Origin of the sequence: Hamadaea sp. (assembly GCF_013362815.1) — a bacterium.
Taxonomy (GTDB): domain Bacteria; phylum Actinomycetota; class Actinomycetes; order Mycobacteriales; family Micromonosporaceae; genus Hamadaea.
The window spans coordinates 1-21971 of sequence record NZ_JABFVK010000019.1; the positions used below are offsets into that span (position 1 = coordinate 1).

Sequence of the window (21971 nt, forward strand, 5' to 3'; positions counted from 1 at the left end):
ACTCATCGGGTGCCGTGGGCATTCTTCGTTTGGCGCAGAGCGGTGAAGTCGCCCAGTGAGATGACGCTGATAGACGTTCCCGTAGGTCAGCTCGTGTCGGTCCGACCCGGCGTTTCCCTGGTGGCCACCGCCGAGCCGCTGGGCACCCGACTGACCCTTCGAGCTCAGTACACCGAGGCAAACGTCGTAGCTCTTAGCCAGTTCAGTGATCATCTACGTCGTGCGATCGCCTCAGTACACCGGTAGCGATCATGTGTAGACTGCGTTCGCGGTTTGTGAGCCCAACGCCACCCGCCTTCGAATCCTGTGAACCCCGGTTTACCTGAATGAATGGCGAAGGTCTTGAGAAGATTCATCCCGAAACGATTCGTCCTTAAGGTCAGCGGCGAGGCGCTGAGCGGCAAGAAGGGGTTCGGCAGCGACCCTGAAGTGATCACCCATCTTGCATCTTGTCTGGCCGAAGCTCGTGGTGCCGGCTATCAGCTTGCCGTGGTTGTCGGTGGCGGCAACTACTTCCGGGGCGGCGACGAAAGCGGCTGGACCATTCCGCGCACTGAGCGAGACAACGTCGGGATACTCGGCACCGTAATGAACGGGATCTTCCTTCGTGGCGCGCTGCTCAATTGTGGCGTTGACGATGCTCGGCTTATGACGGCGATACCCATCCCGTCGATAGCCGAGCCGTATATCCGGCTTCGAGCCGACCACCACCTCAATAAGGGAAAGGTGCTCATCCTCGCGGGCGGTAACGGTCAGCCGTTCGTCACAACCGATTACCCTTCGGTTCAGCGTGCGATTGAACTGGACGCAGAGGCCCTGCTGGTGGCCAAGAACGGTGTAAGCGGCATCATGACCGCCGACCCGAAAGTTGATGCATCCGCCCGCCTTCTGGACAAGCTTTCGCACGAGGATGTCATCGACCGGCGTATCCGGGTGATGGACCAGGCGGCGTTCGTCTTGGCGATGGAGAACTCACTGACTCTTAAGGTCTTCGATGTTGCGGTGCTGAATCAGCTCACCGAGATCTGCGGTGGTGAGCACATCGGGACACTTGTGGAGTCGCCGGATCGGTAGGCACAGGAAGCCGGCCGGACGTCACTTGTTGTTTGACACGTGAATGCGACCCGGGGTCGCAGCGGGGAGGATCTGTGAGATTCATCTGGTTCGGCCTGGGCAGGTTCGGTCTTCCTATGGCCAAGAATCTCATCGACCGAGGCCACGATATCTTGGTGCCGACCAACGGGGCTCACGGTGCGGCGGCGGCGAGAGAAGCGTTGGCCTGGGGAGCCCGTCCGACAGAACCGGCAACGGCGGTCGACGGATGGTTGACGTGCCTGCCGCGGCCGGAGGATGTTCGGGAGGTCCTCGCCAGCATCGACCGATCCCAAACGTCATTGGTTGTCGACTTCTCGACGGGGCATCCGACCGGAGCACGTGACATTGCGTCGTGGTTGCATGACAGAGATATTCGATATGTCGATTCACCAGTGTCCGGATCGCCGGCGCAAGCCGCGGAGGGAAGCCTGACCACTTGGGCCGGTGCACCTGAGCCCGAAAGAGGATCGGTTATTCGCGGGCTGCTGGAGGACGTCGCCGCGAACATCTTCTACATGGGCACGGTCGGCACAGGCAGCGCGATGAAGCTTGTCAATCAGGTCGTGCACATCACCAACATCGCCGCGCTGGGCGACGGCCTGGCCCTCGCACGTGCCCTCGGCGTTGACGAACAGCTCGCCGTTGCCAGCATGCAGACCTCCTCCGCGGATTCAGCCATGCTCAGAAGGTTTGGGCCCGCGATCGTCGCTCACGACTTCAGTCCTCGCTTTGCCCTCAAACTGGCTTCGAAGGACGTGCGTTTCGCGACGGCCGAGGCCGCCCAACATGACGTACAGCTGGACCTTCTGCGACTTGTCGCCGACCGGTTGATGAAGCTGGAGGCGGAAGGCTACGGCGAAAGCGACTTCAGCGTCCTCGCCAGCTCGCTCGCTCAGGAGGCATAGTCCGTCATGGAAGTGTCCACCGTCATTCCGTGTGGTGGGATCTCTGGCAGCGCCCTGGAGACAGACGCACGCTTCGAAAAGATCTGCCATCGTGCCGCGATGCTGGCCCTCGACGAGAGCTACGGGCTTCACCGTGAGCACATGACACTGCGCCTTACATCGACGGCTGGAGAGGCTCGCGTAATCATGGAGCCAAGCCTCGCCGACGTGGGGCAGCTCTTCACGGAGCTGCCACACCAGGTCGTCAACCTTGCAGCGTTCGGGCCGCCCGCGTTCACCGCGAGGATGAGGGAGGTCGGTGCCACGCTTCGCGAAATCCTGCTTCCGTTCTCCGGCTCGGAACTCGCAGTGATCCGGCGGCTCAATCCAAGCCTTCGAGAGGCGGCAAGGCGGGCGCATCGTCCGCCGGACTCCGCGCTCATCATCATCCGCGAGCACGCTCTGCTTGAGAAGCTCAACATGATCCAGTCATTGATCGACGGCGGCTTGCGGGCCGATCAGATCATCTTCGTTCCCAAGCCCGATGCCACCCGCTATCGCGAGCGCGTGATTGCGCACCTGCGGTCGATTGATTGCACGGTGATCGACTCCGACTGGACCCGCTCGTTGACCGATGAGCTCGCCAGCCGGCCCACGCCCGACCTCGACATCGTTCTCGTCGACGACGGGGGACGACTGATTCAGCTGGTCATGCGGGCCCAGGGCATTCATGCGCGCAGCGTCGTCGCGATCGAGACGAACTCGTCGGGCATGAAGAGGCTGACCGAAGCCGGTCTCACTGACGAGGTGGTCAATCTCTCCGACAGTCCAGCGAAGGAACGTGCGAACGCCTGGATAGCCGTCAGCGGCGTGCACGGGTTCAAGTCGTATCTCGCACATCGCAGACAGGCGGGCCAGTACTGCCATCTGATCGGGTACGGCAAAATCGGCTCGTTCGCTGCCGAGAGCCTTCGGGCGAGCGGTTTCCGTGTCACAGTGTCCGAGGTATCCGCCGATCGCCGCGCCCTGGCCGAGCGGCATGGCTTCGCTGTGTACGAGTCAGCCCAGAAGGCATTGAGGTCTGAGCAGCACCGCTATGTCTTCGGTTGTTCGGGAATGCCGGCACTCACCCTCTCCGACCTGGGCTTGCTTGCCCCGGACGCGGTCTTGGCCAGCCTGTCTTCGAACGACTTCGCCGCGGTCATCGCCGCCGCCGCTGAAGACAGCGGCTGGCGTTCGTGGAGTGATCCGAGCGGAACGCACCTCGAGCGCGAGGGCGCTCGCGTACTGCTACTTGCCGACGGTCATGCAATCAATCTTCACGGTGCCGAGGGTGTTCCGGAGCCTGACTTTGACGAGTTCGTAGCGACCGTGATCGGCGCGATCGACGACGAACTGGCAAGAATCGCCTCGCAACCTAAGCGCCTTGTTTGTTGACGTACAACATCCCGTCAGACCAGATGTGGCGGGTGCCGCCCCATGACGCGGCGCTCGCCACATCCGGGAAGAAGCCGTGCCCATTGTGGTTGGCACTCGTGTTGCAGAGCAGCGGGATCCCGCTGATCTTCTCGTACTCCAGCAGTATTCGTGCGGCGGCGGTGTTGCTTGAAGGTTCAATCGTCTGAAGACGTGCGGTCCGGTCGAGGTGCACGATCGCAGGAACCCGCGCCAGCCATTCCGACCGCACCTGATGATCAAAGATCATGTATGGGTCATTCCCTCCCGGCTCAAAGATCTGGGCTGAGCTGGTAGCCAGGCAAATAGGGGCGACCGGCCGATAAGACGCACGTCCCTTGATCAGATTTAGGTGGTCCTTCATCGCCGGATCCGTGGCAGGGGCCAAGATGCTGCGATTACCGAGTGCGCGCGGGCCGAGTTCGGCGCGCCCGGACAAGACAGTCACCGGTACGCCCTCGTGATGCAGGATCCAGGCCAACTCGCGCTCGTCGCACTGCCGCGCCAACCATCCGGACGGGACTTCGCTGCTCCGCAGCCGCGGACCGCTGTAGACGCTCCAGTCAAGCGCCGTCTGACCGCGCTCGCGGAACATCTCGCAAGCCGCGGTTCCGATCGCGGCACCTGAGTCGTTCGGAAACGGGGGAATCCACACTTCGCGAAACGCGCCGGACTTTCGCAATGCGCTGTTCCACTTGATGTTGAGCGCACAGCCGCCGCCTATCGCGAGGTTTACCTGAATTCCGGGGAAGACCTTCTGCGCGAGCGCTGTCAGCCGAGTCACCAAGGTGTTGCCGAGGAACGCTTGGAAGGTGGCGATGATGTCCGCATCGGACAGACCCGGGAGCAGCGCTGAACGATGCTCGGTCACGTTGTTGCCCAGATCGAAGGCCGTCTCGCGCGAAATCTGCCGAGATCCACGAAGTAGATCGTCGAATACGGAGAAGGCCGCTTCCTCGACCGTACCAAGGGCGGCGTAGGCCATCGCCTTGCCAGCAATCGAGAGATGGTAGTCCCGATACTCGGCCACCGTCATCTGCGTACGATCGCGATAGTAGGGCTCGAAGTTGGCGCAGAAGTCGGCAAAGATGTTGCCGACGAGGGGAAAGAGCGGCCCTAGCGAGCGGACTTGCCGCTCGGCTGCGGCCACGTGATAGGCCCGGGGCACCATCGCTCCGTCCCACACGACGACAAGCGCGTCCTCGCCTCGGGCTGGAAAAGGACTCGAACTGTAGGCGCCGATCAAGTGATTGCTGGCGTGGTGATAGCTGACGTAACCAGGCCGCCGGCCACCAAAATCGAAGGCGGTGAACTCATGGCGATGGAGCGGGTCCCGGGATCTCACACCCTCGACATAAGGAGCGACCGGCAGCTGCATAGGCTGCCCGCCCGTTGCCGTCGGTATCTGCGAGCCGTCTCCATCGCCCTCTGCCCACCAGCCGTCCACGACAAATTGGTCGACGTCTGCAGGTTCGATGCCTTCGCTCCGAAGGATCTCGCCGATGCGATCAAGGTCGCCCAGTGCTGAGTAGCGTCGGCCGTTGGCGAGCTTTTCGACCTCGATACTGAAGATAAGCTTGTTGCCGTCTATGACCGCGACACCGCCGTCGTGCGAGACCTTGACTCCGCAGATCAGCAAAGCTCGTCCCCTCCTTCGTGGTTCCGGTCGCTTGCCGGCTTCCCGTCTTCGAATTCGATCTTCAAGAGGTCGCCCGATGCCTTCCACAACATGGCCAGATCGTCGTGGGACGGCACCTGTCCAGCGACGACACCGAGGTAACTGAGGGTTCCGGTGTCCGAATCCACTACATCCCCTGCGCCGGCCTTGACCTCGATCCGTGTGATTCCCAGCGGCGTGCTCTCGGCTCGCCCGATACTGCGTATCCGCGAGGATCCCACCGGTGCGGGAATGAAGAATTGAAAGGTGACTCCCGCCAGGGTCACTGCTGGCAGCCTCGCGCGCCGGCCCAGGGCGGCCTCTAAGGCGATCCGGACTGGATCAAGCTGAGCGGATCGCCGGACGATGTCGGCGACGTAGCCCCCTAAGCGGCCGTTCACCTCGATGATCCGCGGTCCCTGCGCGGTCAACTTGAGCTCTGTCTGCACCACGCCGTGCGCTACCCCCAAAGCACGAAGCGTCTCGTCAGTCAGAATCAAGATCCGCTGGCGAGTCTCCGGTTCGATCGTTGCGGGAACGAACATGCCTGACTCTCGAAACGGCGGCGCCAGCGGAAGTTTGCCCAGCAACGCGAAGTGGTCGACGGCGCCGTGGTTCACTACCGACTCCACCGAGACGTAGTCACCCCACGCCGGTCCGGCCACGGTCGGATCGCCTTCAAGGTACTCCTCGAGTACGAGTGCCTCCGGCTGCGCGCAGCGGGGAAGCAACTGTGCCACCTGGGCATGAACCGCCGCTCGATCGCCCACGTATACTGTGTCTCGGCTGCCCGCCCCCGACTCCGGCTTGAGCACGGCGGGGAGGCCGACATGCGCCACGGCTTCTTGCACGTCGGTCACCGCCCGGATGACGTGGTAACGCAGGACATCAACTCCTGCCTCCGCGAGCACCCGACGCTGGCTGGGTTTGTGCGTAAGCCGATGAGCAGTTTCGGTCGAGTGAAAGGCCATCCCCATGCGCTGCGCGTAATCGGCCGTCTCGCGCACGTGTGGCTCGCTGAAGGTGGTGATGCCTGCTATTCCGCGTTGCTCCAGCACCGCCGCCACGTCGTACGATGACAGCCCATCGACATTGACGAATTCGCCGAGGCGGCGTAGAAGACGGTCGACCCCCTGTCGCTCGGCAGCTTTGCCGTCGGCAACGAAAACGAGATCGCAGACGCCCCTTGCCGCTCGCCAGATATCTGATGGACTCGCCGCGCCGACGTCATAGACCACAGCCACACGCGGCAACTGGTCAGCCGACTCGTTCATCGTCGCTGAATCCTTCCCTTGGCGCTACCACGGACTGCGGCATGATCCGAGCCTGGGGTGCACTCGCCGCAGATCCCATGAAGCGTACATAAGATCACCGACCCGCATTGTCCCGGAAGATCGACTGCCGTTATGGTGGCGCGATGACCTGGCCATCATGGAACGACGGCTCCTTCATCATCGACGGTGTTGGATACATAAGAGACGTCGTCGAGCTACCTGGCGGCTGGTCCAGCGGTCGGGCCATGCTGCTTGACGGCGACCGTGGACGGGCTGTAGTAAAACGGTGGCCTCAGCCGATGATGGCACGGGGTGCGGCCGAATCCGCCGCGCTGCTGGCGCTGGTCGGGTCGAGGGTCGCACCACGCCCGCTGACAATCAACGGTTCGCTCGATCCGCTGCACTTCGCCAGCCAGACGATCACCGCACAGGAATTCCTCGAAGGCCGTCCGCCCTTCATGCATCGGCCGATCGAGGAGACGACTCTTCGTGCCATCGGCGCACGGATCGCCGAGATGCACGCTACGTTCAGGCCGACCGAACGGGCACTGCCCGTCGCGAATCGGCTGTCTGATGCGTTTGAGCTGTTGCGGCTCCCGGCGATACGACGGGACGGGCTATTCGACCTGATCGCACAGGGGCTCAAAATGTGCGAGACGTCCCTCCCGGCACTCACGGAGTGCTCGACCGGTCACATCCATGGCGACCTCAACTTCGATAACATCCTCTGCGACGACGACGGCATCCGATTCATCGACTTTGAGTTCGCTCGTCATGACCTGCGGCTACTCGATCTTGCCATGATGCGCGCACCGTTACGCTCAGCTGAGGGCACCCTCGTGGTCCTACCACCTAGAATCCAGGTGGCCGTCCTCGACGGATACCAGGCCGCCGCCCAGACCCCGTTCGACGACCACGAGTTGGCACTCTTGCCGACCGTCTCTCTCATGTACTTTTTGATGATCTTGCGTGATCTGGTTGCGCTCGATTCACTACATTGGCGCAAGGTTTTGCCGGCGGTCGCTCAACTGATGAGGGAAAGCTCTGTCTCGCTGCGGATCGCTTGAGCCGGTTCACAACTCCAGAATCCAGTCGTCGCCGCACAGGGCGGTAAGTCCCAGCCGCTGAGCGGTGAGCAGCGCGTCGATAACGGAGTTCACGATCGGCTCACCCGCGCCGTTAAACGAGGTGCACAAGACGGCTGCGAGCCCGGATTCGGCTGCAACTGCGGACATAAGAGCAGCCAGGCCCAGTTCGTGAGGCTGGACGATCTTTGCCCTGGTCGTACCGTCAACATGCCGGACAGCCTCCATCCGCGGATCGTCCACCAAGTCTGCGGTTCGCAGCATGTAGGCGTCCGTTGGTCCCGTCAGTACCTGCTGCGCCGACGCCGCCGTCAGAATCGGGGCGAGTGGCCGCCACGACTCACGCCCCTTGAGCAGATTGATCCGGTCGCGAATCCGCACGCCGGCAGGGGTGGAAAGGATGGCTCTGTTTCCCAGGGCGCGCGGCCCGATCTCGGCCCGGCCGGCGATTCTGCCAATGATCGCGCCCTGAGCGAGACGATGGGCGATCTCATCCACGGTTGTACGTCGTGCAGCAAACCCGCGCCGCCGCAGCAGGTCGAGATCACTCATAGCGTCAATACCGAGGAAGGCGTCCTCGGCCGGCGCAACATCACCTCCGGACGACAATGCCAGGAAGGCAGCGGCACCCAGGGCCAGACCGGTGTCGCTCGCGCACGGCGGGACGAACAGCTCAATCCCGGCGTCATCTAGAACTGCTTGAACCTTGGAGTTGGCCGTACAGTTCAAGGCCACGCCTCCGGACATGACAACATTGCGAACGCCCGGATTTTCGCGCAGCAGACCTTGCAGGATCTCCAGAACCTCTTGCTCAAGCCACGCCTGCCCGGCCGCGGCCACAGCGGCCCGCCGGATGAAGGTGTCCCGGGGCGCGAACAGCTGGGCAGCTAGCTCTTGTTTGCGTCCTGCTCGCGTCGCGTTGAAAGCCGCTTTGATCGCGCCGCGATCGGCGCGGTGCTCAGTAAGCTCATCGGCGGTGAGCAACATCCCTGATGACTTCCGGCTGACTGCTTGGGCGAGGACGTCATCGAAGGCACCGTAGGATGCGAGGCCCATGGTCTTGCCCTCGTGTCCCCACGAAAATCCAATGGCCTGGGTGATCGCTTCGTACTGCAGGCCCATCGAGTCAAGAATAGGCAGATGCCAGATCGGGGCGATCTGGGAGCCGTGCGAACGATACGCGGCGCCAGAACAGATTTCACCGCGACCGTCAAGGACCAGGTGCAAGGTCGGCTCGTTACGACGTTGCTCGGGGAGGTAGACGAATCCTGAGTAGGCGTGCGCAAGGTGATGATCGACGAAGTGCAGGGGAGGGGCCTGCTCTAATCGCCCGAGAAGCCCTGATGCGCGCAGCGCCTGACTTACGAGACGGCGGTAGTCTTCTGGGTCCTCGTTCCAGTGAAGCGGATTACCTGCATAGCAGATTGCTTCTACCTTGGAGTCGCCAACGGTCGACGCCAGAGCTCGAAGGGCAGCGACGGGAAGGGACTTGCGCCCCTTCTTCTGCCGGCTGAATCGCTCCTCTTCGTATACAGCAGATACCTTGCCGTCGATGATCGCCGCCACGCCCGAGTCGTGGCCGAATTCAGGATGGCCATTGAACCCGATAATCATTGGACACCTGTCTATCGCTTGACCTTACGCGGCAGCCCGAGCGGTCGCCCTGCCGCGTGGGTTGAAGGACCCGAAACTGGTGGACGCACGGCGATCTTGCCGTCTGGGCTCGGTCTTGGCAACCCTGCCGCTCTCTGAAGGTGGCTCTCACGAGGCGTTTGCGCCCTTGAAATTTCGGTCACGAAGGTGGATCATGCATCGAGCACTAGGGCGGCACCGCGCGTAGAGGGTAAGGCCAGGGGGAGGGCTCACGTGCTTGATGAAGAATTGGACCTGCTAATCGCCCTATGCGATCCCGGGACCGACGACGCGGCAGCACGCGTCTCCATCATGGAACGTATGACCGCACAGCAAATCGACTGGAATCGATTATTTATCCTGGGTCTCTGGCACAAGGTTGCATTCCTCGCTCTCCAGCGACTGATGGACCTTGATCTGCTCGATGCGGCACTGGAATCCTGCGGGCTTCCGTTGTTGTTGCTCAATCATTGGAAGCAGCTCCACCGCGTGAACCTACGCCGCAATGAACTGCTTCAGACCGAGCTGGGGCGGATCGTTATGGCGTTCCAGCGGCGGGCCGTGCCGTACGCCGTCGGCAAAGGTGGTCCACTGCTGATCGGACCATGCTACCGACCCTCCGAGCGTAAGATGTACGACCTGGATTTTCTTGCACCTCGTGATGCGTTCGAAGCCGCGACCGCCGCAATGGCAGAAGGCGGCTATGTCATGGGACGGTATGGCCACTCGCAGTCGTCCATCATGGACTTACGTGAGGGCGAACTCCGTAAGTGGTTGCTCATCTCGCGAGGCCTGCCGAATTTCATACGGAAGATCGACGATGTCGCGTTGGACATCTCCATAGCACAAATCCAATTCAGGATCGGCTCCACCGGCCAGGGCGGCAGGTCGATCCCGGCCGACCCGCTCATCGCGAACGCCGCCGCGTGCGACGTCGGATGGTCGGGCACCAGCGACAATGTCATGGTCGCGCGTCCGTCCATGCCAGATACCTTCCTCCAGCTTGCGCTGCATATCGTGCGGGAAACCACCGATGCGGAGCATCGCGACTGGGGTATGAGCTGGAACTTGATCAAGTTGTGCGACCTGGATAGATTCGTGCGTACTCTCCAAGTTCCGACGCATGAGATCACAGACCGTGCCATCGAGTTGGGCTTCGCCACGCACTGCAGGTATGCGCTCGAGGCCACATTCGCGGTATTTCCGGGGTCAGCCCCTGTGGCGACCCTTCTGGCCCGATTCCGTGACCTCTTGCCAGCGGAGGACATTCCGACACCGACGATCGCAACGATCGGGCGGGAGATGGCGGCGCTGGCGCAGGTTTCGAAGCCCGCCGACAGCTCATGGACGGCATGGATGGGCGTGAAGACCACGTAATGGAAGCACCCATCGTCGTTGTCGGTCAGCCATGCACCGGTAAGAGCACTCTTGGCTCCTCGCTGCAGAACATGCTGAGTGGCTACAAGCACATCAGCGTGGGTGATCTCATCCGAGCTGATCGCGACAGTCGAGGATCCGTCTGGCCCTTGGACCTGCGCAACGCTTTCGACGGCCGCCGCGGCTTTCCGGCTGATTTCATCAGCAAGCTGGTGACGGAATCGTGGCGGGACTGTCAAGAACTGCAAGGCTGCATACTTGACGGTGGTCCGCCCCTGGGTGCGGCACTGCGCAAGATCGACGTGGCGCCTCTGCTCAGCATCGTGCTCGAGGCGTCCGATGCTGTGCGTGAGGACCGCTTTCAGGAACGCCGCCGCCATAACCTGCGGACCGATGATTCGCTCGACCTATTTCGACGTCGGTCAGCGCAGTATCGGCTCAATCTTGCCGAAACATTAGTCGAACTCGCAGACCTCGGGCCCCAACTGCACCTCGACGCGAACGCCGAGACCTCCGCCGTTCTGTATCAAGCGCTGTCCGCGACGCTCCTAAGCCGGGTGGTTCATCACCATCGGCGGCGACTCACCAACCCCAACAGCGCCACGGTCGCGTCCGCGGCAAAGCTGGCGCTGGACCGCCCCGGCCGCTCCGTGCGGGTTCCCGCAGTCGACGGGAGCACCCCAGTAAGTCCCATCATGATCATCAAGCCGGGCTTCGAGTACGGCCCCAACCTTGTGGCCGCAGTTGATGAGTGCCTGGCTCCCTTCGGCTATACCATCGGCGAGCTTGTGGTGTGGACCGACAGCGACCTCAAGCAGGCCGGCATGGTGGCGGCCCACTTCGACCGACAGTGGATCTATAGCCAATACGCCTCCGCACTTCTTGAGCCCGCCGTCCGAGGTGGCCAGGAGATTGCCGACGAATACACGCTCGACTCGCTGAACGCGTGGGAAGCGAGCCACCCGGCCAAAGTCGGCCCAGGTCGATGGCAGGCGGACCTGCGCCTGCCGGACGGCAGCTGGATTCGGGCTGTCAACGGCCATATGCCCGGAGTTGTTCGGGGATATCTCCAACCGGGAGCGTTCGTCACGGCCCTACGTCTCGTGGCTCGGCCTGGTGCATCCTGCGCACGCTGGCGAGAGCTGCGCCGCGATCTTCTCGGTACAACCGACCCAAGGTTGGCGACGCCGAGTTCGCTGCGAGGAAAGGCATATGGTGGTGCCCTGCCCCTGAGCGGCGAGGTCTCTTTTCAGAACAACGCATTCCATCTTTCGGCCGGCCCCTTGGAAGCCATCCGCGAGCGGTTGATCTGGTTCGGGCCTCCCGCCTGTTCCTCACGTGAACTCAGCTTGCTGTTGAACCTGGCGACCGAGAAGCCGGATCCGGCCGGTGAGGGCTCTTTCGCCAGCACCGAATGCATGGACTGGTACGAGATTCTGCCACGCCTCGCAGGGTGGACGTTGCTCCCGCCCGACCTGCTCCTCGGCGGTGAAGAGGACCCCGCACATCTCCTTGCCCGCCTTACCGGCTGGCACGCGACGAACGGTGAATGACATGAATACGAACCAGGGTGACGCGCCTCAACATCTCTACTTCGCCCGCCCCTGGCGTGATGCCCTGGTCCCGCAGACCAATATCTGCGATACCCTCCTGCACTGGGCGACAGTGATGCCTGATCGCCCGTACCTCACGGAACTCTTGGCTGATCAGGGCAATCCGCATACGACCACGTATGGTGAGCTGGCGCAACACGTAAGAGCCGCCGCGGCAGCACTACGCAACGTGCATGACGTCCGTCGGGGCGATCGCATCGCGGTAATGCCCAGGAACTCGATTGATTCAGTGATTCTGCTTCTTGCAACCGCCTACCTCGGTGCGGAAGCGGTCGTGCTCAACCCCCGTGATCCTGAGGCCCGCGTCACCGAGCAGATTCGGATGAGCGAGGCCGGCCTGGTGTTCGCCGAGGGTGGCGCGGGAAGGGAGAGCATCGAGATCGCCGAGTTCGCTAAGGCCGCCCGACAAACGGCGCCGCTGGCCGATCCGCCGAACCGGCATCCCTTCGACACCGCGTTCATCTTGTTCACCACAGGATCCACTGCAAGCTCGAAAGCCGTCCTGCTGACCCACTACAACCTCCTAGTCAACGGAACAGCACTTGCTCGGCATCACGGGCTCGTCGACGGTCGCCGCTTCTTAGGCGTTCTGCCGATCTCCTACGCCAACGGGCTCGGCTTGACGATCATCGCGAACTTGATCGGCGGCTCGCAGGTATACCTCCTCGATCGCTTCGACCCTCTCACCTACCTGTCGACGCTCGAAGCCATCCAGGCCAACGTAGCCAGCCTGGTTCCCAGCATGCTGACCGCGGCGGTACTCGCCCGTAGGATTCCCCCGTTGCCCGCGCTTCAATATTTCATCTCGGCGGCCGCACCGCTACGCACCAGCACTGCCCGTGAGGTGTACGACCGCCTCCGCATGCGAGTCGTTCAGGGCTACGGGTTGACGGAGACGACCAACTTCTCCACCACTATGCCGACCGATCTGTCGCCCAGCGCCTACGAGGAATGGATGCTCGGCAAGGACATACCACCCGTCGGAATCGCCCTGTTCGGGAATGAGGTGGCCGTACTCGATATCGACGGACGGCCACTAGCGAATGGGGCGGAGGGCGAGGTCTGTATGCGCGGGCACAGCATCATGGCCGGATACGACCGCAATCCCGACGCGAACGACGAAGCGTTTCGCGACGGCTGGTTCCACTCAGGTGACATCGGCTACATGACGTCACTCGACGCTGGCGAGCCCGACCGGCGGATCCTTACCTTGACCGGCCGAGCCAAGAATATTGTGAAGATCGGCGGGGCGGCCGTCTCATTGGACGAGGTCGACCGCGCCCTCTTATCACTGCCCCGGATCGAGGATGCCGTCGCGCTGGGAGTTGAGGATACCCATCTTGGCGAGCGCATCGTGATCCAGGTTGTTTCACGGGAGGCGGACGCCTCGACCACGACAGCCACGATTCGCGAGGCGCTATCACGCGTGCTCGCCGCCGGACTACCCCCGACTCGCATCGAGCTTGTCGCCGAGGTGCATCGCACAGCAAACGGTAAGGCACTTCGGCGCCTGGCAAGACCGGAGACGCCTCCGGCGATCGACGAAGAGCTCGATGGCTGAGATGACACGCGTCCTGGTGGGAATCCCCACCTACAACGAGAGCCACAATATCGAGCGCGTCACGCGGCTCGTCGACGATGCGCTGGTCGCTAATCGGAGCGCTACCTCTTTCGCAATTGCCAACCTGGACAACAACTCCCCGGACGGAACCGCCAAGATATTCGCGAACGTCACCACCCGCACGCCCAAAGTCGCACTGGCCACACAGCCGGGCGTTGTCGGGAAGGGCGCCAACATCCGGCTACTTATGACGCACGCTTTGGAACACGGATTCGACGCCGCCATCACCCTGGACGCCGATCTCCAGCATGTCCCGCCACAGTGGATCAGCGCATTCACGGATGCGATCGATCGGCCCTCACCGGTCCTCGCACTCCCGCTGTACGCCCGTCCCGCCAACGACGGAAGCCTGACCAATCACGTAATCGTCCCGCTGTTGGCCGCCGTAACCGGCCACCCGATACGGCAGCCGATCGGAGGCGATATGGGATTCAGCCGACGCTTTATGCAAGACGTCACCGCTGTCGACTGGCCCGACACCGCGTACCGGTTCGGAGTCGATCTCTTCTTCGCACTCTTCGCGATGCGCCACGGGGAATATACGCAGACGCCACTGGCGGTCGGGAAGCATCACCCGTGGCGCAACGCAGCACCGAACCAGGTCGAACCCGAATTCAGCGGCAAGTTCGACGACATCGTCTCCACACTTCTTGATCTCCTGACGCAGTCTCGGCCGCACAGCACCGGCGTGCCTGGTGTTGGCGCGTTCCCTGATTGTCCGCCGCTGGATGAAGCGACCGCTCGCAAGTGCGATCCGCGCTTCATGATCGCCGTTGCGCAATCGGAGCACGAACGGCAGAGCCGCGAACCCTGCTATCAGTACCTGCTGGGCGGGATCGAGGGGGCTGAGGCTCGGCCGCTGCTGCCAGACCACGCATGGGCCGGCGTGCTGTCGAGGGCCCTGCAGGCGTGGCCGTCGGAAGAACCATCGGCATTCCTCAAGGCTTTACGCGCATTGCTCTACTGCCGAATAGCAACCGACCAGGCCGAGTTTGTCGGCCTTAGCCAGGCTGAGGTCGACGGGAGGGTGCTTCGCGTGGCCTCGCTTATCAACATCGACGCCCACTCCGACCAAGGGACGCCGATACCGGGCCCAACCCCGAAGGAGGCAATAGCATGATCGATGCAATCAAGCACATACCCGACGCCGAGAACGAGATCCATGACCTGGCCGCGTTCAAAGACTTCGGCTACTGCGTCCTCACACCGATCGTTCGGTTCGACGCCGCCGTCGCGCTGGGTCTGGTGACCACGCTCGCCGGGGTGGTACGTACGGGTCACGCCACGCAGGCCGCGCATGTGCGCGACGGCGAAGGAATAGTACGCGCCCAAACCTTCGAGGAGGGCGCCGTCTACATGGTCGCCCCGCCGTTCGACGGTTTCGCCGCCGACCGATACCTCATGGACTTCTACGATGTGACGGATCGTGATCTTTGTTCCCGAATGCACATGCACACCGGAATGCGTTTCGTCCGCATGATGACCGGTCCCGAGACCAGCATTCGTGTTTCGGGTCTGTCGGAGTTTCGCTTCGGCCGCGCAACGTCATCCTTCGAGCTGGAGACGTTCGAGGACCAGTTGACGGATCCCGCCAGCGGTCGCGCCTATCGACGCTATAACGCTGTAGTACCCGAACGGTCGTGGGTGGACATGCAGATCCCGCGAGGAACGGCCCACCAGTTTAACGCCATCGGCCCGCACGCTGTGATCGACACGGTTCACCCCGAGGAGTCGATCGAGATCTTCCGGGAACGGGCATCTCGCATCAACATGATGGCGCAGACAGTCTTCCTCGAAGCGGAACCGTCCACAAGTGAGGCATGCCGCGACCTCACCGCGTGAACCTCAGCGACGATCCAGCGGTGTCAAAATGTCACGAATCATGGCTGATACGGCCCCGATTGTCGTGAAGTGTTCGGGCCGCAGGTCGTCATCGGGGATCTTCATGGCGAATCGGCCCTCCAGGTCACTCACGAAGACGAACAGAAGGAGCGACGAAACGCCTAGGTGCGCCAAATGATCGGTGGCTGTAACCGTCCCCGGATGTTGCCCGGCCACTGCCGCAATAGAATCCGCGATTCCCGCCTCGATCGCCTGCTCCGACATCATGTGACGCTCATCCCTCCATCGATCATGATCGCGGCCGCCGTAATGGATCTTGATTCGGTCAGAAGTTTAACCCACTGCGCCACTTCCGTGGGTTCGACCGTGTGGCCCAATGGCGTGACCGGCAATGGCCGACCGTCCATCACCTCCGCAAGCATCGGAGTCCGGACCGCACCGGGGACGATGGCGTTCACCCGCACGCCGTAGGGCGCACACTCCGCCGCCAACGCCTGAGTCGCAAAGTGCAGCGCAGACTTGCTGGTCCCGTACCCAACCCGCCCCGGCCGAGCGCTGGTTCCCTGCTCAGAGCCGATGTTGACGATATCTGCGGGCGCCGCCCGGCGTAGTTGCGGAAGGAACAAAGCAGCAAGCTTTATCGCCGCAGTCGAATTGACAGCAAACAGCTCGTCAATTCTCTCGCACGTGAGTTCATCCAAGCTGCCGAAGTCGGCATGCCCTGCGTTGTTGACCAGCAATTTGAGGCAGCAGAACCTACGCTCAACCTCGACGGAGAGGGCCCGGAGCTGCTCGTTGTCCCGCAGGTCGGCCGCGATGACCGTGGTGTCAGTCGAAGAATGAGCCTCGGCAACCTCGCGCAACCTCAGGATGTTTCGTCCGGTCAACACGACATGCCAGCCCGCCTGTATCAGAGTGGCGCTAATCGACCGTCCGATGCCTCCACCAGCCCCCGTGACCACTGCAACGCGATCGGGTCGAGAGCACAGATGCACGCCAAGATTCATCGCAGTACTACTCCTTCGATCCATTCAGCGATCTGATCCCACTGCGCATGAACCTCTGGATGGCTCACCACATCGATATGAGTCCAGTCCGCAGGGAGGGTATGCACCGTCCGGCTTGGACTTTCCACCATCGCCTGGATCGTGGCCGCGCAGCGGGTACCGCTCGACGAATCTTTTGACCGCACACCCAGTACGGGAATCCGGATGCCGCCGAGGATCTCTCCGCAGGCTTCGCTCTCGGCAAGATTTGCGATCTCCTCAATCTGGCGAGACGGCCACCATTCGTCATTACCGAACATCAGATATCGGAGCTGATCGAAGTCGCGTGCCAGGGACGTGATCAGCGGCGAAGCCACGGATTCCCAGCCATTTCGGGAATCGGCCAGACTCTCTTCTGCCTGCCGACGGAACCGCGGATTCCAACTCGGCGAACGCACCAGATCATGCCGACTGGCCAGTGGTTGCGCCGAACCGGACGGGGCGATGCCGCCGTCCAGCAGGATTAGCCCGTTAAGACCAGCATCCCGCGACGCGGCCAAACAAGCGAGTGACGCACCGAGGCTGTAGCCAGCCAGAATGACAGGTAGCTCGGGAAACGCGCGTCGTGTAACTAGCAAGGCCTGATCGATGTCATCCAACAGATCCGTCGTCCGGCAGTCGGCGAGATTGGCTAGGTCCATCTGCAAACGGCTTGTACGGAACGGCACCGCACCAACTGCGAATCCTCTTTGGGCAAGGCCGACACGGAAGTCACGACCGACGTCATCCCTCGTCCATGTCCGAACATTGTTCCATCGACCCGGTATGAAACAAATGACGGCGGCCGGGGGCCGGCCGGGACGAGGCACGACGACCACCGCTGGATCCCGCAGCTTACGAACTACCAGCGGATCAAGCCGTTCACTCTCCAGCACCCGTCCTCCCCTCGCGCATCAGGAAGCATGCCGCTCGAAATCTCGGAAGATCTTCTCACGAACGACCGGACGCCACAGGGTGCCAGTGCTGCTATCGTCCGAGCTGTGGAAGATCGCGATCGCCTGGCCGCAATCTGGTGCGCCCTCCTGGAGCTTGACTCTGTCTCAGATGACGACAACTTCTTTGCGTTCGGTGGAGACTCCCTCCTTGCGGTCGAACTTATCGAGGTCGTGGAGGCAGAGTTCGGTTGCGATCCGCCGGTTGATGCGCTCTTCGCCGATGGATCGTTCGGCGCCCTGGTAGAAGCCGTGACGCCGCGGCACAGTGACGCACGGACTCAGTAGCGCGAGCTGCCCCTCCGCGTCGGTGTCGCCCGGAGGCGGTGGGGTTCGCAGTCCCTACGGCCGGCGACGCGACCAGGCGCGCGCCGCAGCAGAACGCGAGCGGCGCGAGAACGCGCCGCAGCCGCTCGCGAAGCCCGGCTGCTCGCGCTGGCCGGTAGGCGGGAAGGGGCCTGGCAACAGGTAGAGGTGCTGATCGAGACGAAGCGGCCCAAGGAGTGCGACATCGCGGTCGAGTTGCTCGTCGACCTGCGTGCCGTGGCTGAGCGAGCCGGTGATCTGCTCGCGTTCCGCCAGCGGATGCGCGCTCTGCGGGAGCGCCATGTCAGGAAGGTGAGCCTGGTGGACCGCCGCGACCGCCAGCGGCTCGCCTGAAACGTCGTTCGTGCCACTCTGCTGCCGGGCCGGTCGTTGGACATCCAGCGGCAGAGAAACGGGGCAGCATGCCGGCGAAGAAGCGCCGAACGACTTCGGTGATGGCGCGCCCGCCACGTACCGCAACCTTGTCAGCTGAAGATCACCAGTAGGCTGTCACGGCGCTTGCGGCCATGATCCACGAATGGTGACAACGCCACCGGGGCGTGGCACTCGGAGAATCCTCACCGTGCGACCCCGCCCCGGCGACCGAGGGCGAAGCCGTCACCCCCGCCGACGTACCGCCGAAACGGTGACAGCAGGCCCGTGAACAGTGTGAATGCGGTTCGGGTTGTGCCACATCGGGTCCACCCCATCATCCTGAGCGCCGTACGAAGGTGGCGTTTGTATCGCTATGCGAAGTCCGCCGGTTGGGACACTCGTTGCTTCGATCGATTTGCCCCGTATTTTTGCGGCTAGCGTACCGTCAGGGGGTACGATAGCCGTAAGAATGATGGGGATCGAAGGAGTATCCGATGGTGGCGAGGCAGGCGGGGCTGCCGCGTGAGCTGACACGGGCACCGCTGGGGACGGTACGCCCGCGGGACGTCACGGTCTATGCCCATGCGCGCCCGCAGCTTGCCCGGCTAACTGAAAGCGGACTGCTCCACCGGCTCGCGCCTGGCTTCTATGCGATCGTTCCCCAAGACCGCGTCGGCGGCAATTGGCTTCCTTCGCTTGAAGGGGCTGCGGCCGGAATCGCCGCTGCGGAGTTCGGCGTCGGCCGCTACGCGTTGATGGGGATGACCGCAGCGCGGCTTCATCACGCCATCCCGCGTGCCCTCGCTGTCGCCCATGTGGCTGCTCCTCGGCGGAGGGAGTCGCTGAGGCTGACCGACCGTCCGGCGACGATCCGGTTCTACGTTCGCGACGTCGATGTGATGCAAGTGGAGAGGCTTCAGACGGACATGGGCGCGTGTCTGGTGACGACGCCGGAGCAGACGGTGCTCGATCTCGCGCATCTCGCCGTCGGCGAAGGGTCAGGGCAGGAGGCTGAGGCGGCGATCCAGATGCTGCTGCCGCGTTGTGATCGGGAGACGCTCGGTGAGATCGCTGCCGGTCAGCGGCTGAAGCGGGCGTTGGATCGCGTGCTGGCGCTGGAGGTGGCCGGATGAGGGATCAAACGGATCGAGCCGCCGCCTCGGACGGCGCCCGGCAGGGCGATGCCGCCTTGGGGCTGTCCATGGAGGACCTGGCGCGTGAGGCTGACCGGTTCGGTGTCTCGGATGAGCAGGTCCACCGCGACCACGCGATCTCTCACGTGCTGGCCGCACTCTCCGACGAGTTCGCGCGCGACGTGATCTTCTTCGGCGGGACGGCGCTGAGCCGCACCCACCTGCTTCATGCCCGTCTGAGCGAGGATATCGACCTTCTCGCCTTGACTTCGCGGGCCGACCTTGCCGACCGACTGACCAAGACGGTCAGCCGCCGAGTTCTGCGGACGCTTGGCCGAGTTTCCTGGGAGCCCGGCTTCAATGCTCGCGACGACGTGCAGCCGGCCGTCCTCATGACCGCCGAGGGCATTGCGATCAAGGTTCAGTTGCTGAGCGCCAGGGGCTACACGAGCTGGCCAGTCGAGATGAGACAGATAGAGCAGCGATACCTGGATGCGCGGCCGGCCACGCTGCAGGTGCCGACAATAAGCTCCTTTGCGGGCTGGAAGACTGACGCCTGGTTTGCCAGAAGAGCCTCCCGAGATCTTTACGATCTCTGGGCTCTCGCCGAGCGAGGAGCAATCGACGCGGATGCCGTCGCGGCTTACGTGAAGTTCGGATCTACCGGCGGTCCACCGCGCCCGTTCATGTTCAGCAAGGCGCCGACGGGTCGCGACTGGGAGGAATCCCTCGCAGGGCAGACCCGGCTGGAGATCGGACCTGAGGATGCACTGCTCGTGGTGCGGAACGCTTGGGCGAGTGCGCAAGGTGAGGTCTGGGACAAATCCGTCTGACGCCATCGTGATGAGGTCTGCTCCGGTCCTCAACGCCGGCCGTACAGCGCGAGCAGCCGCGCCTCGATTTGACTCACCTCCGTGAGCTCGCCCTTCGCCACTGACATCATGAAGTCCTCGGCCGCGTCAACGTCGACTTCGGGCACAGGTGTGCCATTGAGGGCGAGGAACGTCACCGCGGCGGCCCACGCCAGCCGCTTGTTTCCATCCAGCAGCGCTTGGTTCTGGCTGATCGACAACAGCAATGCGGCAGCCTTGCCGAAGAGAGTCGGATAGGCCGTCTGCCCGAACACGACGGCGCTCGGCCGGGCCGCCGCCGATGCCAGCAGCCCAGGATCACGAATCACGGGAGCCCGCTGCAGGACGGTCTCAGCCAAGACGACCAGATCCTCGACGGTTAGGTAATCCAGTGGTTCAGCCGTCACTGCGCAAGCCGTCGGAGCAATTCGCCATGGCGCTCGACGATCTCAGTGCCGATTTCGGTGACGCGCCGCGCTCGTTGGCGAGCGCGGACATGATCGCTGAGGGCGACGACGATGGCCGCGTTGATCGAGCGATGGTCGCTGGCCGCCTCCTCCTTGATCGCCTGGTAGATGTCGGCGGGAAGCTTGAGCGAGGTGGTGACCATGTCGGCCGTCATACCAAAACAGTACCAGATATGCACCTGAACGGTACCTGACGCGGGCCGCGCACCATCCGCATCCCCGGGGACGCGGACGGTGCGGACTCTGATCAGCGATAGCCGGCCGCGATCGGAGCATTAAAGCTATTCAGGTCAATATGAAGCGTTGTGGCGCGCCTGCCTGCACCCGGGCCGACTCCGGCTCCGGGTGCAGGGTAGACGTATCGGCGGTCGATTTAGGACGATGGAAAATCGAGTACGCCGCAGAGTCGGTGCTTGACCTGCTCTACCGTGCTGTCGAAGCGGTTCTCCGATCAGCCCTCGAAGTCCGCCCGGTGATCCGCGGCCCACTGGGCGTACGTGCGCGCGGGGTGCCCGGTGATCTGTTCGACGACGCCGTTGACCGGGGCCGGCTTGCCGACGGTCTGCGCCATGAGGCCGAACAGCGCCGCCACGAACTCCGGGTCCATGAACTGGCTCATCTGCTCCAGCACCGGCTGCGGGTCGAGGTCCTCGATCGTGAGCGGGCGCTCCAGGGCCGAACCGAGGATGCTGACCTGCTGGGTCTGAGTCAGCGACTCCGGGCCGGTCAGGTCGTAGGTCCGCCCGGCGTGTCCGCCTTCGGTCAGGATGCGTACGGCCACCTCGGCGACGTCTCGTTCGTGGACTGCGCTGAAGGCGGCGTCGGCGTACGGGGCGCGAATGACGTCACCGCCCTGGAGCTGCATGGCGAACGCCAACGAGTTGATGGCGGGGAAGAGCAGTCGCAGGAACGTCCACTCGATCCCGGACGCTTCGATGGCCCGCTCGACGTCGCGGTGATACTGCGCGATCACGTCGGGCTGTTGCTCGGCGTCCGGCACGACTGCGCCCGACGTCAGGAACACCAGCCGCTGCACGCCGGCCCGGATCGCGGCGTCCAGCAGCGGTGCGACATCCATGCCGTACTGCAGAACGAGAATGGCCGCCTCGACGTCGGTCAGCGCTGCGGGCAACGTCTCGGGCTTCGTGAGATCGGCGCGGACCACCTCTGCTTCCGCGGGGAGTCCGGCGCGTTCCGGCGTACGCGTGAGCGCCCGAACCGGCGCCCCGGTGGCGACGAGCTCCTCGACCGCCTGACGTCCGAAGTGAGCCGTGGCGCCGATGACGAGATACATGACAATTCCCCTTCACAGAACGACTGGCCGCC

22 protein-coding genes are annotated in these 21971 nt (G+C 63.1%); 13 read left to right on the forward strand and 9 right to left on the reverse strand.

Annotation, left to right across the window (positions count from 1 at the left end):
* Positions 1-330 precede the first annotated feature (330 nt).
* The 3 genes from HOV77_RS11415 to HOV77_RS11425 all read left to right on the forward strand — a co-directional run bounded on the left by HOV77_RS11415 (position 331) and on the right by HOV77_RS11425 (position 3416).
* Positions 331-1074: a uridine monophosphate kinase gene (locus HOV77_RS11415; RefSeq protein ID WP_290861172.1), complete on the forward strand. Its 744-nt coding sequence runs from the start codon at positions 331-333 to the stop codon at positions 1072-1074.
* A 74-nt stretch (positions 1075-1148) separates the two neighbouring features.
* Complete coding sequence (locus HOV77_RS11420; RefSeq protein ID WP_290861174.1) at positions 1149-2000, forward strand: NAD(P)-dependent oxidoreductase; 852 nt, start codon at positions 1149-1151, stop codon at positions 1998-2000.
* A 6-nt stretch (positions 2001-2006) separates the two neighbouring features.
* Positions 2007-3416 carry a hypothetical protein gene (locus tag HOV77_RS11425; protein WP_290861176.1) on the forward strand — a complete coding sequence of 470 codons (1410 nt, stop codon included), beginning with the start codon at positions 2007-2009 and terminating at the stop codon, positions 3414-3416.
* On the opposite strand, the gene HOV77_RS11430 is transcribed toward HOV77_RS11425, so the two are convergent.
* Both HOV77_RS11430 and HOV77_RS11435 read right to left on the reverse strand, forming a co-directional pair.
* Positions 3397-5073: a carbamoyltransferase N-terminal domain-containing protein gene (locus HOV77_RS11430; protein WP_290861177.1), complete on the reverse strand. Its 1677-nt coding sequence runs from the start codon at positions 5071-5073 to the stop codon at positions 3397-3399. The two genes, HOV77_RS11425 and HOV77_RS11430, sit on opposite strands and share 20 nt — an antisense overlap.
* Positions 5067-6365, reverse strand: a complete 1299-nt coding sequence (locus tag HOV77_RS11435; RefSeq protein ID WP_290861179.1) for an ATP-grasp domain-containing protein — start codon at positions 6363-6365, stop codon at positions 5067-5069. Before HOV77_RS11435 ends, HOV77_RS11430 begins: the two co-directional genes overlap by 7 nt.
* A 143-nt stretch (positions 6366-6508) precedes the next feature.
* Here HOV77_RS11435 and HOV77_RS11440 point away from each other — a divergent pair, with 143 nt between their 5' ends.
* The gene (locus HOV77_RS11440) at positions 6509-7432 is read left to right on the forward strand and encodes a phosphotransferase (protein WP_290861181.1); all 924 of its coding nucleotides are present in this window, start codon (positions 6509-6511) and stop codon (positions 7430-7432) included.
* Positions 7433-7438: 6 nt separating this feature from the next.
* Here HOV77_RS11440 and HOV77_RS11445 read toward each other — a convergent pair whose 3' ends face one another.
* Positions 7439-9064, reverse strand: a complete 1626-nt coding sequence (locus HOV77_RS11445; RefSeq protein ID WP_290861183.1) for a carbamoyltransferase C-terminal domain-containing protein — start codon at positions 9062-9064, stop codon at positions 7439-7441.
* A 252-nt stretch (positions 9065-9316) separates the two neighbouring features.
* On the opposite strand from HOV77_RS11445, the gene HOV77_RS11450 reads away from it, so the two are divergent.
* Genes HOV77_RS11450 through HOV77_RS11470 form a run of 5 tightly spaced genes read left to right on the forward strand, consistent with a single transcriptional unit; the run spans position 9317 to position 15535 of the window.
* A complete protein-coding gene (locus HOV77_RS11450) occupies positions 9317-10459 on the forward strand; it encodes a nucleotidyltransferase family protein (RefSeq protein WP_290861185.1) in 1143 nt (380 codons plus the stop codon).
* Positions 10426-12012 carry a nucleoside monophosphate kinase gene (locus HOV77_RS11455; protein WP_290861187.1) on the forward strand — a complete coding sequence of 529 codons (1587 nt, stop codon included), beginning with the start codon at positions 10426-10428 and terminating at the stop codon, positions 12010-12012. Before HOV77_RS11450 ends, HOV77_RS11455 begins: the two co-directional genes overlap by 34 nt.
* Position 12013: 1 nt before the next feature.
* Positions 12014-13633, forward strand: coding sequence for a class I adenylate-forming enzyme family protein (locus HOV77_RS11460; protein ID WP_290861189.1), 1620 nt, complete (start codon positions 12014-12016; stop codon positions 13631-13633).
* Positions 13626-14813 carry a glycosyltransferase gene (locus HOV77_RS11465; protein WP_290861191.1) on the forward strand — a complete coding sequence of 396 codons (1188 nt, stop codon included), beginning with the start codon at positions 13626-13628 and terminating at the stop codon, positions 14811-14813. Before HOV77_RS11460 ends, HOV77_RS11465 begins: the two co-directional genes overlap by 8 nt.
* A complete protein-coding gene (locus tag HOV77_RS11470) occupies positions 14810-15535 on the forward strand; it encodes a hypothetical protein (RefSeq protein ID WP_290861193.1) in 726 nt (241 codons plus the stop codon). The genes HOV77_RS11465 and HOV77_RS11470 overlap by 4 nt, the downstream gene beginning before the upstream one ends.
* Before the next feature lie 3 nt (positions 15536-15538).
* Here HOV77_RS11470 and HOV77_RS11475 read toward each other — a convergent pair whose 3' ends face one another.
* The 3 genes from HOV77_RS11475 to HOV77_RS11485 are packed head-to-tail and all read right to left on the reverse strand — an operon-like array spanning position 15539 to position 17456.
* Positions 15539-15802 carry an acyl carrier protein gene (locus HOV77_RS11475; protein WP_290861195.1) on the reverse strand — a complete coding sequence of 88 codons (264 nt, stop codon included), beginning with the start codon at positions 15800-15802 and terminating at the stop codon, positions 15539-15541.
* On the reverse strand, positions 15799-16542 hold the full coding sequence (locus HOV77_RS11480; protein ID WP_290861197.1) for an SDR family oxidoreductase: 744 nt from the start codon (positions 16540-16542) through the stop codon (positions 15799-15801). The genes HOV77_RS11475 and HOV77_RS11480 overlap by 4 nt, the downstream gene beginning before the upstream one ends.
* Positions 16539-17456 carry an alpha/beta fold hydrolase gene (locus HOV77_RS11485; protein WP_290861199.1) on the reverse strand — a complete coding sequence of 306 codons (918 nt, stop codon included), beginning with the start codon at positions 17454-17456 and terminating at the stop codon, positions 16539-16541. Before HOV77_RS11485 ends, HOV77_RS11480 begins: the two co-directional genes overlap by 4 nt.
* A gap of 105 nt (positions 17457-17561) precedes the next feature.
* Between HOV77_RS11485 and HOV77_RS11490 the strand changes: the two genes are divergently transcribed.
* The 4 genes from HOV77_RS11490 (at position 17562) to HOV77_RS11505 (ending at position 20160) form a co-directional block, all read left to right on the forward strand.
* Positions 17562-17801, forward strand: coding sequence for a phosphopantetheine-binding protein (locus HOV77_RS11490; protein ID WP_290861201.1), 240 nt, complete (start codon positions 17562-17564; stop codon positions 17799-17801).
* Positions 17802-17987: 186 nt separating this feature from the next.
* Complete coding sequence (locus HOV77_RS11495) at positions 17988-18173, forward strand: hypothetical protein (protein ID WP_290861203.1); 186 nt, start codon at positions 17988-17990, stop codon at positions 18171-18173.
* Between the two features lie 515 nt (positions 18174-18688).
* The gene (locus HOV77_RS11500; RefSeq protein WP_290861205.1) at positions 18689-19327 is read left to right on the forward strand and encodes a type IV toxin-antitoxin system AbiEi family antitoxin; all 639 of its coding nucleotides are present in this window, start codon (positions 18689-18691) and stop codon (positions 19325-19327) included.
* Positions 19324-20160, forward strand: a complete 837-nt coding sequence (locus HOV77_RS11505; protein WP_290861207.1) for a nucleotidyl transferase AbiEii/AbiGii toxin family protein — start codon at positions 19324-19326, stop codon at positions 20158-20160. Before HOV77_RS11500 ends, HOV77_RS11505 begins: the two co-directional genes overlap by 4 nt.
* Before the next feature lie 29 nt (positions 20161-20189).
* On the opposite strand, the gene HOV77_RS11510 is transcribed toward HOV77_RS11505, so the two are convergent.
* The 3 genes from HOV77_RS11510 to HOV77_RS11520 form a co-directional block, all read right to left on the reverse strand.
* A complete protein-coding gene (locus HOV77_RS11510; RefSeq protein WP_290861217.1) occupies positions 20190-20585 on the reverse strand; it encodes a Fic family protein in 396 nt (131 codons plus the stop codon).
* Complete coding sequence (locus tag HOV77_RS11515; protein WP_290861219.1) at positions 20582-20800, reverse strand: Arc family DNA-binding protein; 219 nt, start codon at positions 20798-20800, stop codon at positions 20582-20584. The genes HOV77_RS11510 and HOV77_RS11515 overlap by 4 nt, the downstream gene beginning before the upstream one ends.
* A 296-nt stretch (positions 20801-21096) precedes the next feature.
* Complete coding sequence (locus HOV77_RS11520; protein WP_290861221.1) at positions 21097-21939, reverse strand: NAD(P)H-binding protein; 843 nt, start codon at positions 21937-21939, stop codon at positions 21097-21099.
* Positions 21940-21971 lie beyond the last annotated feature (32 nt).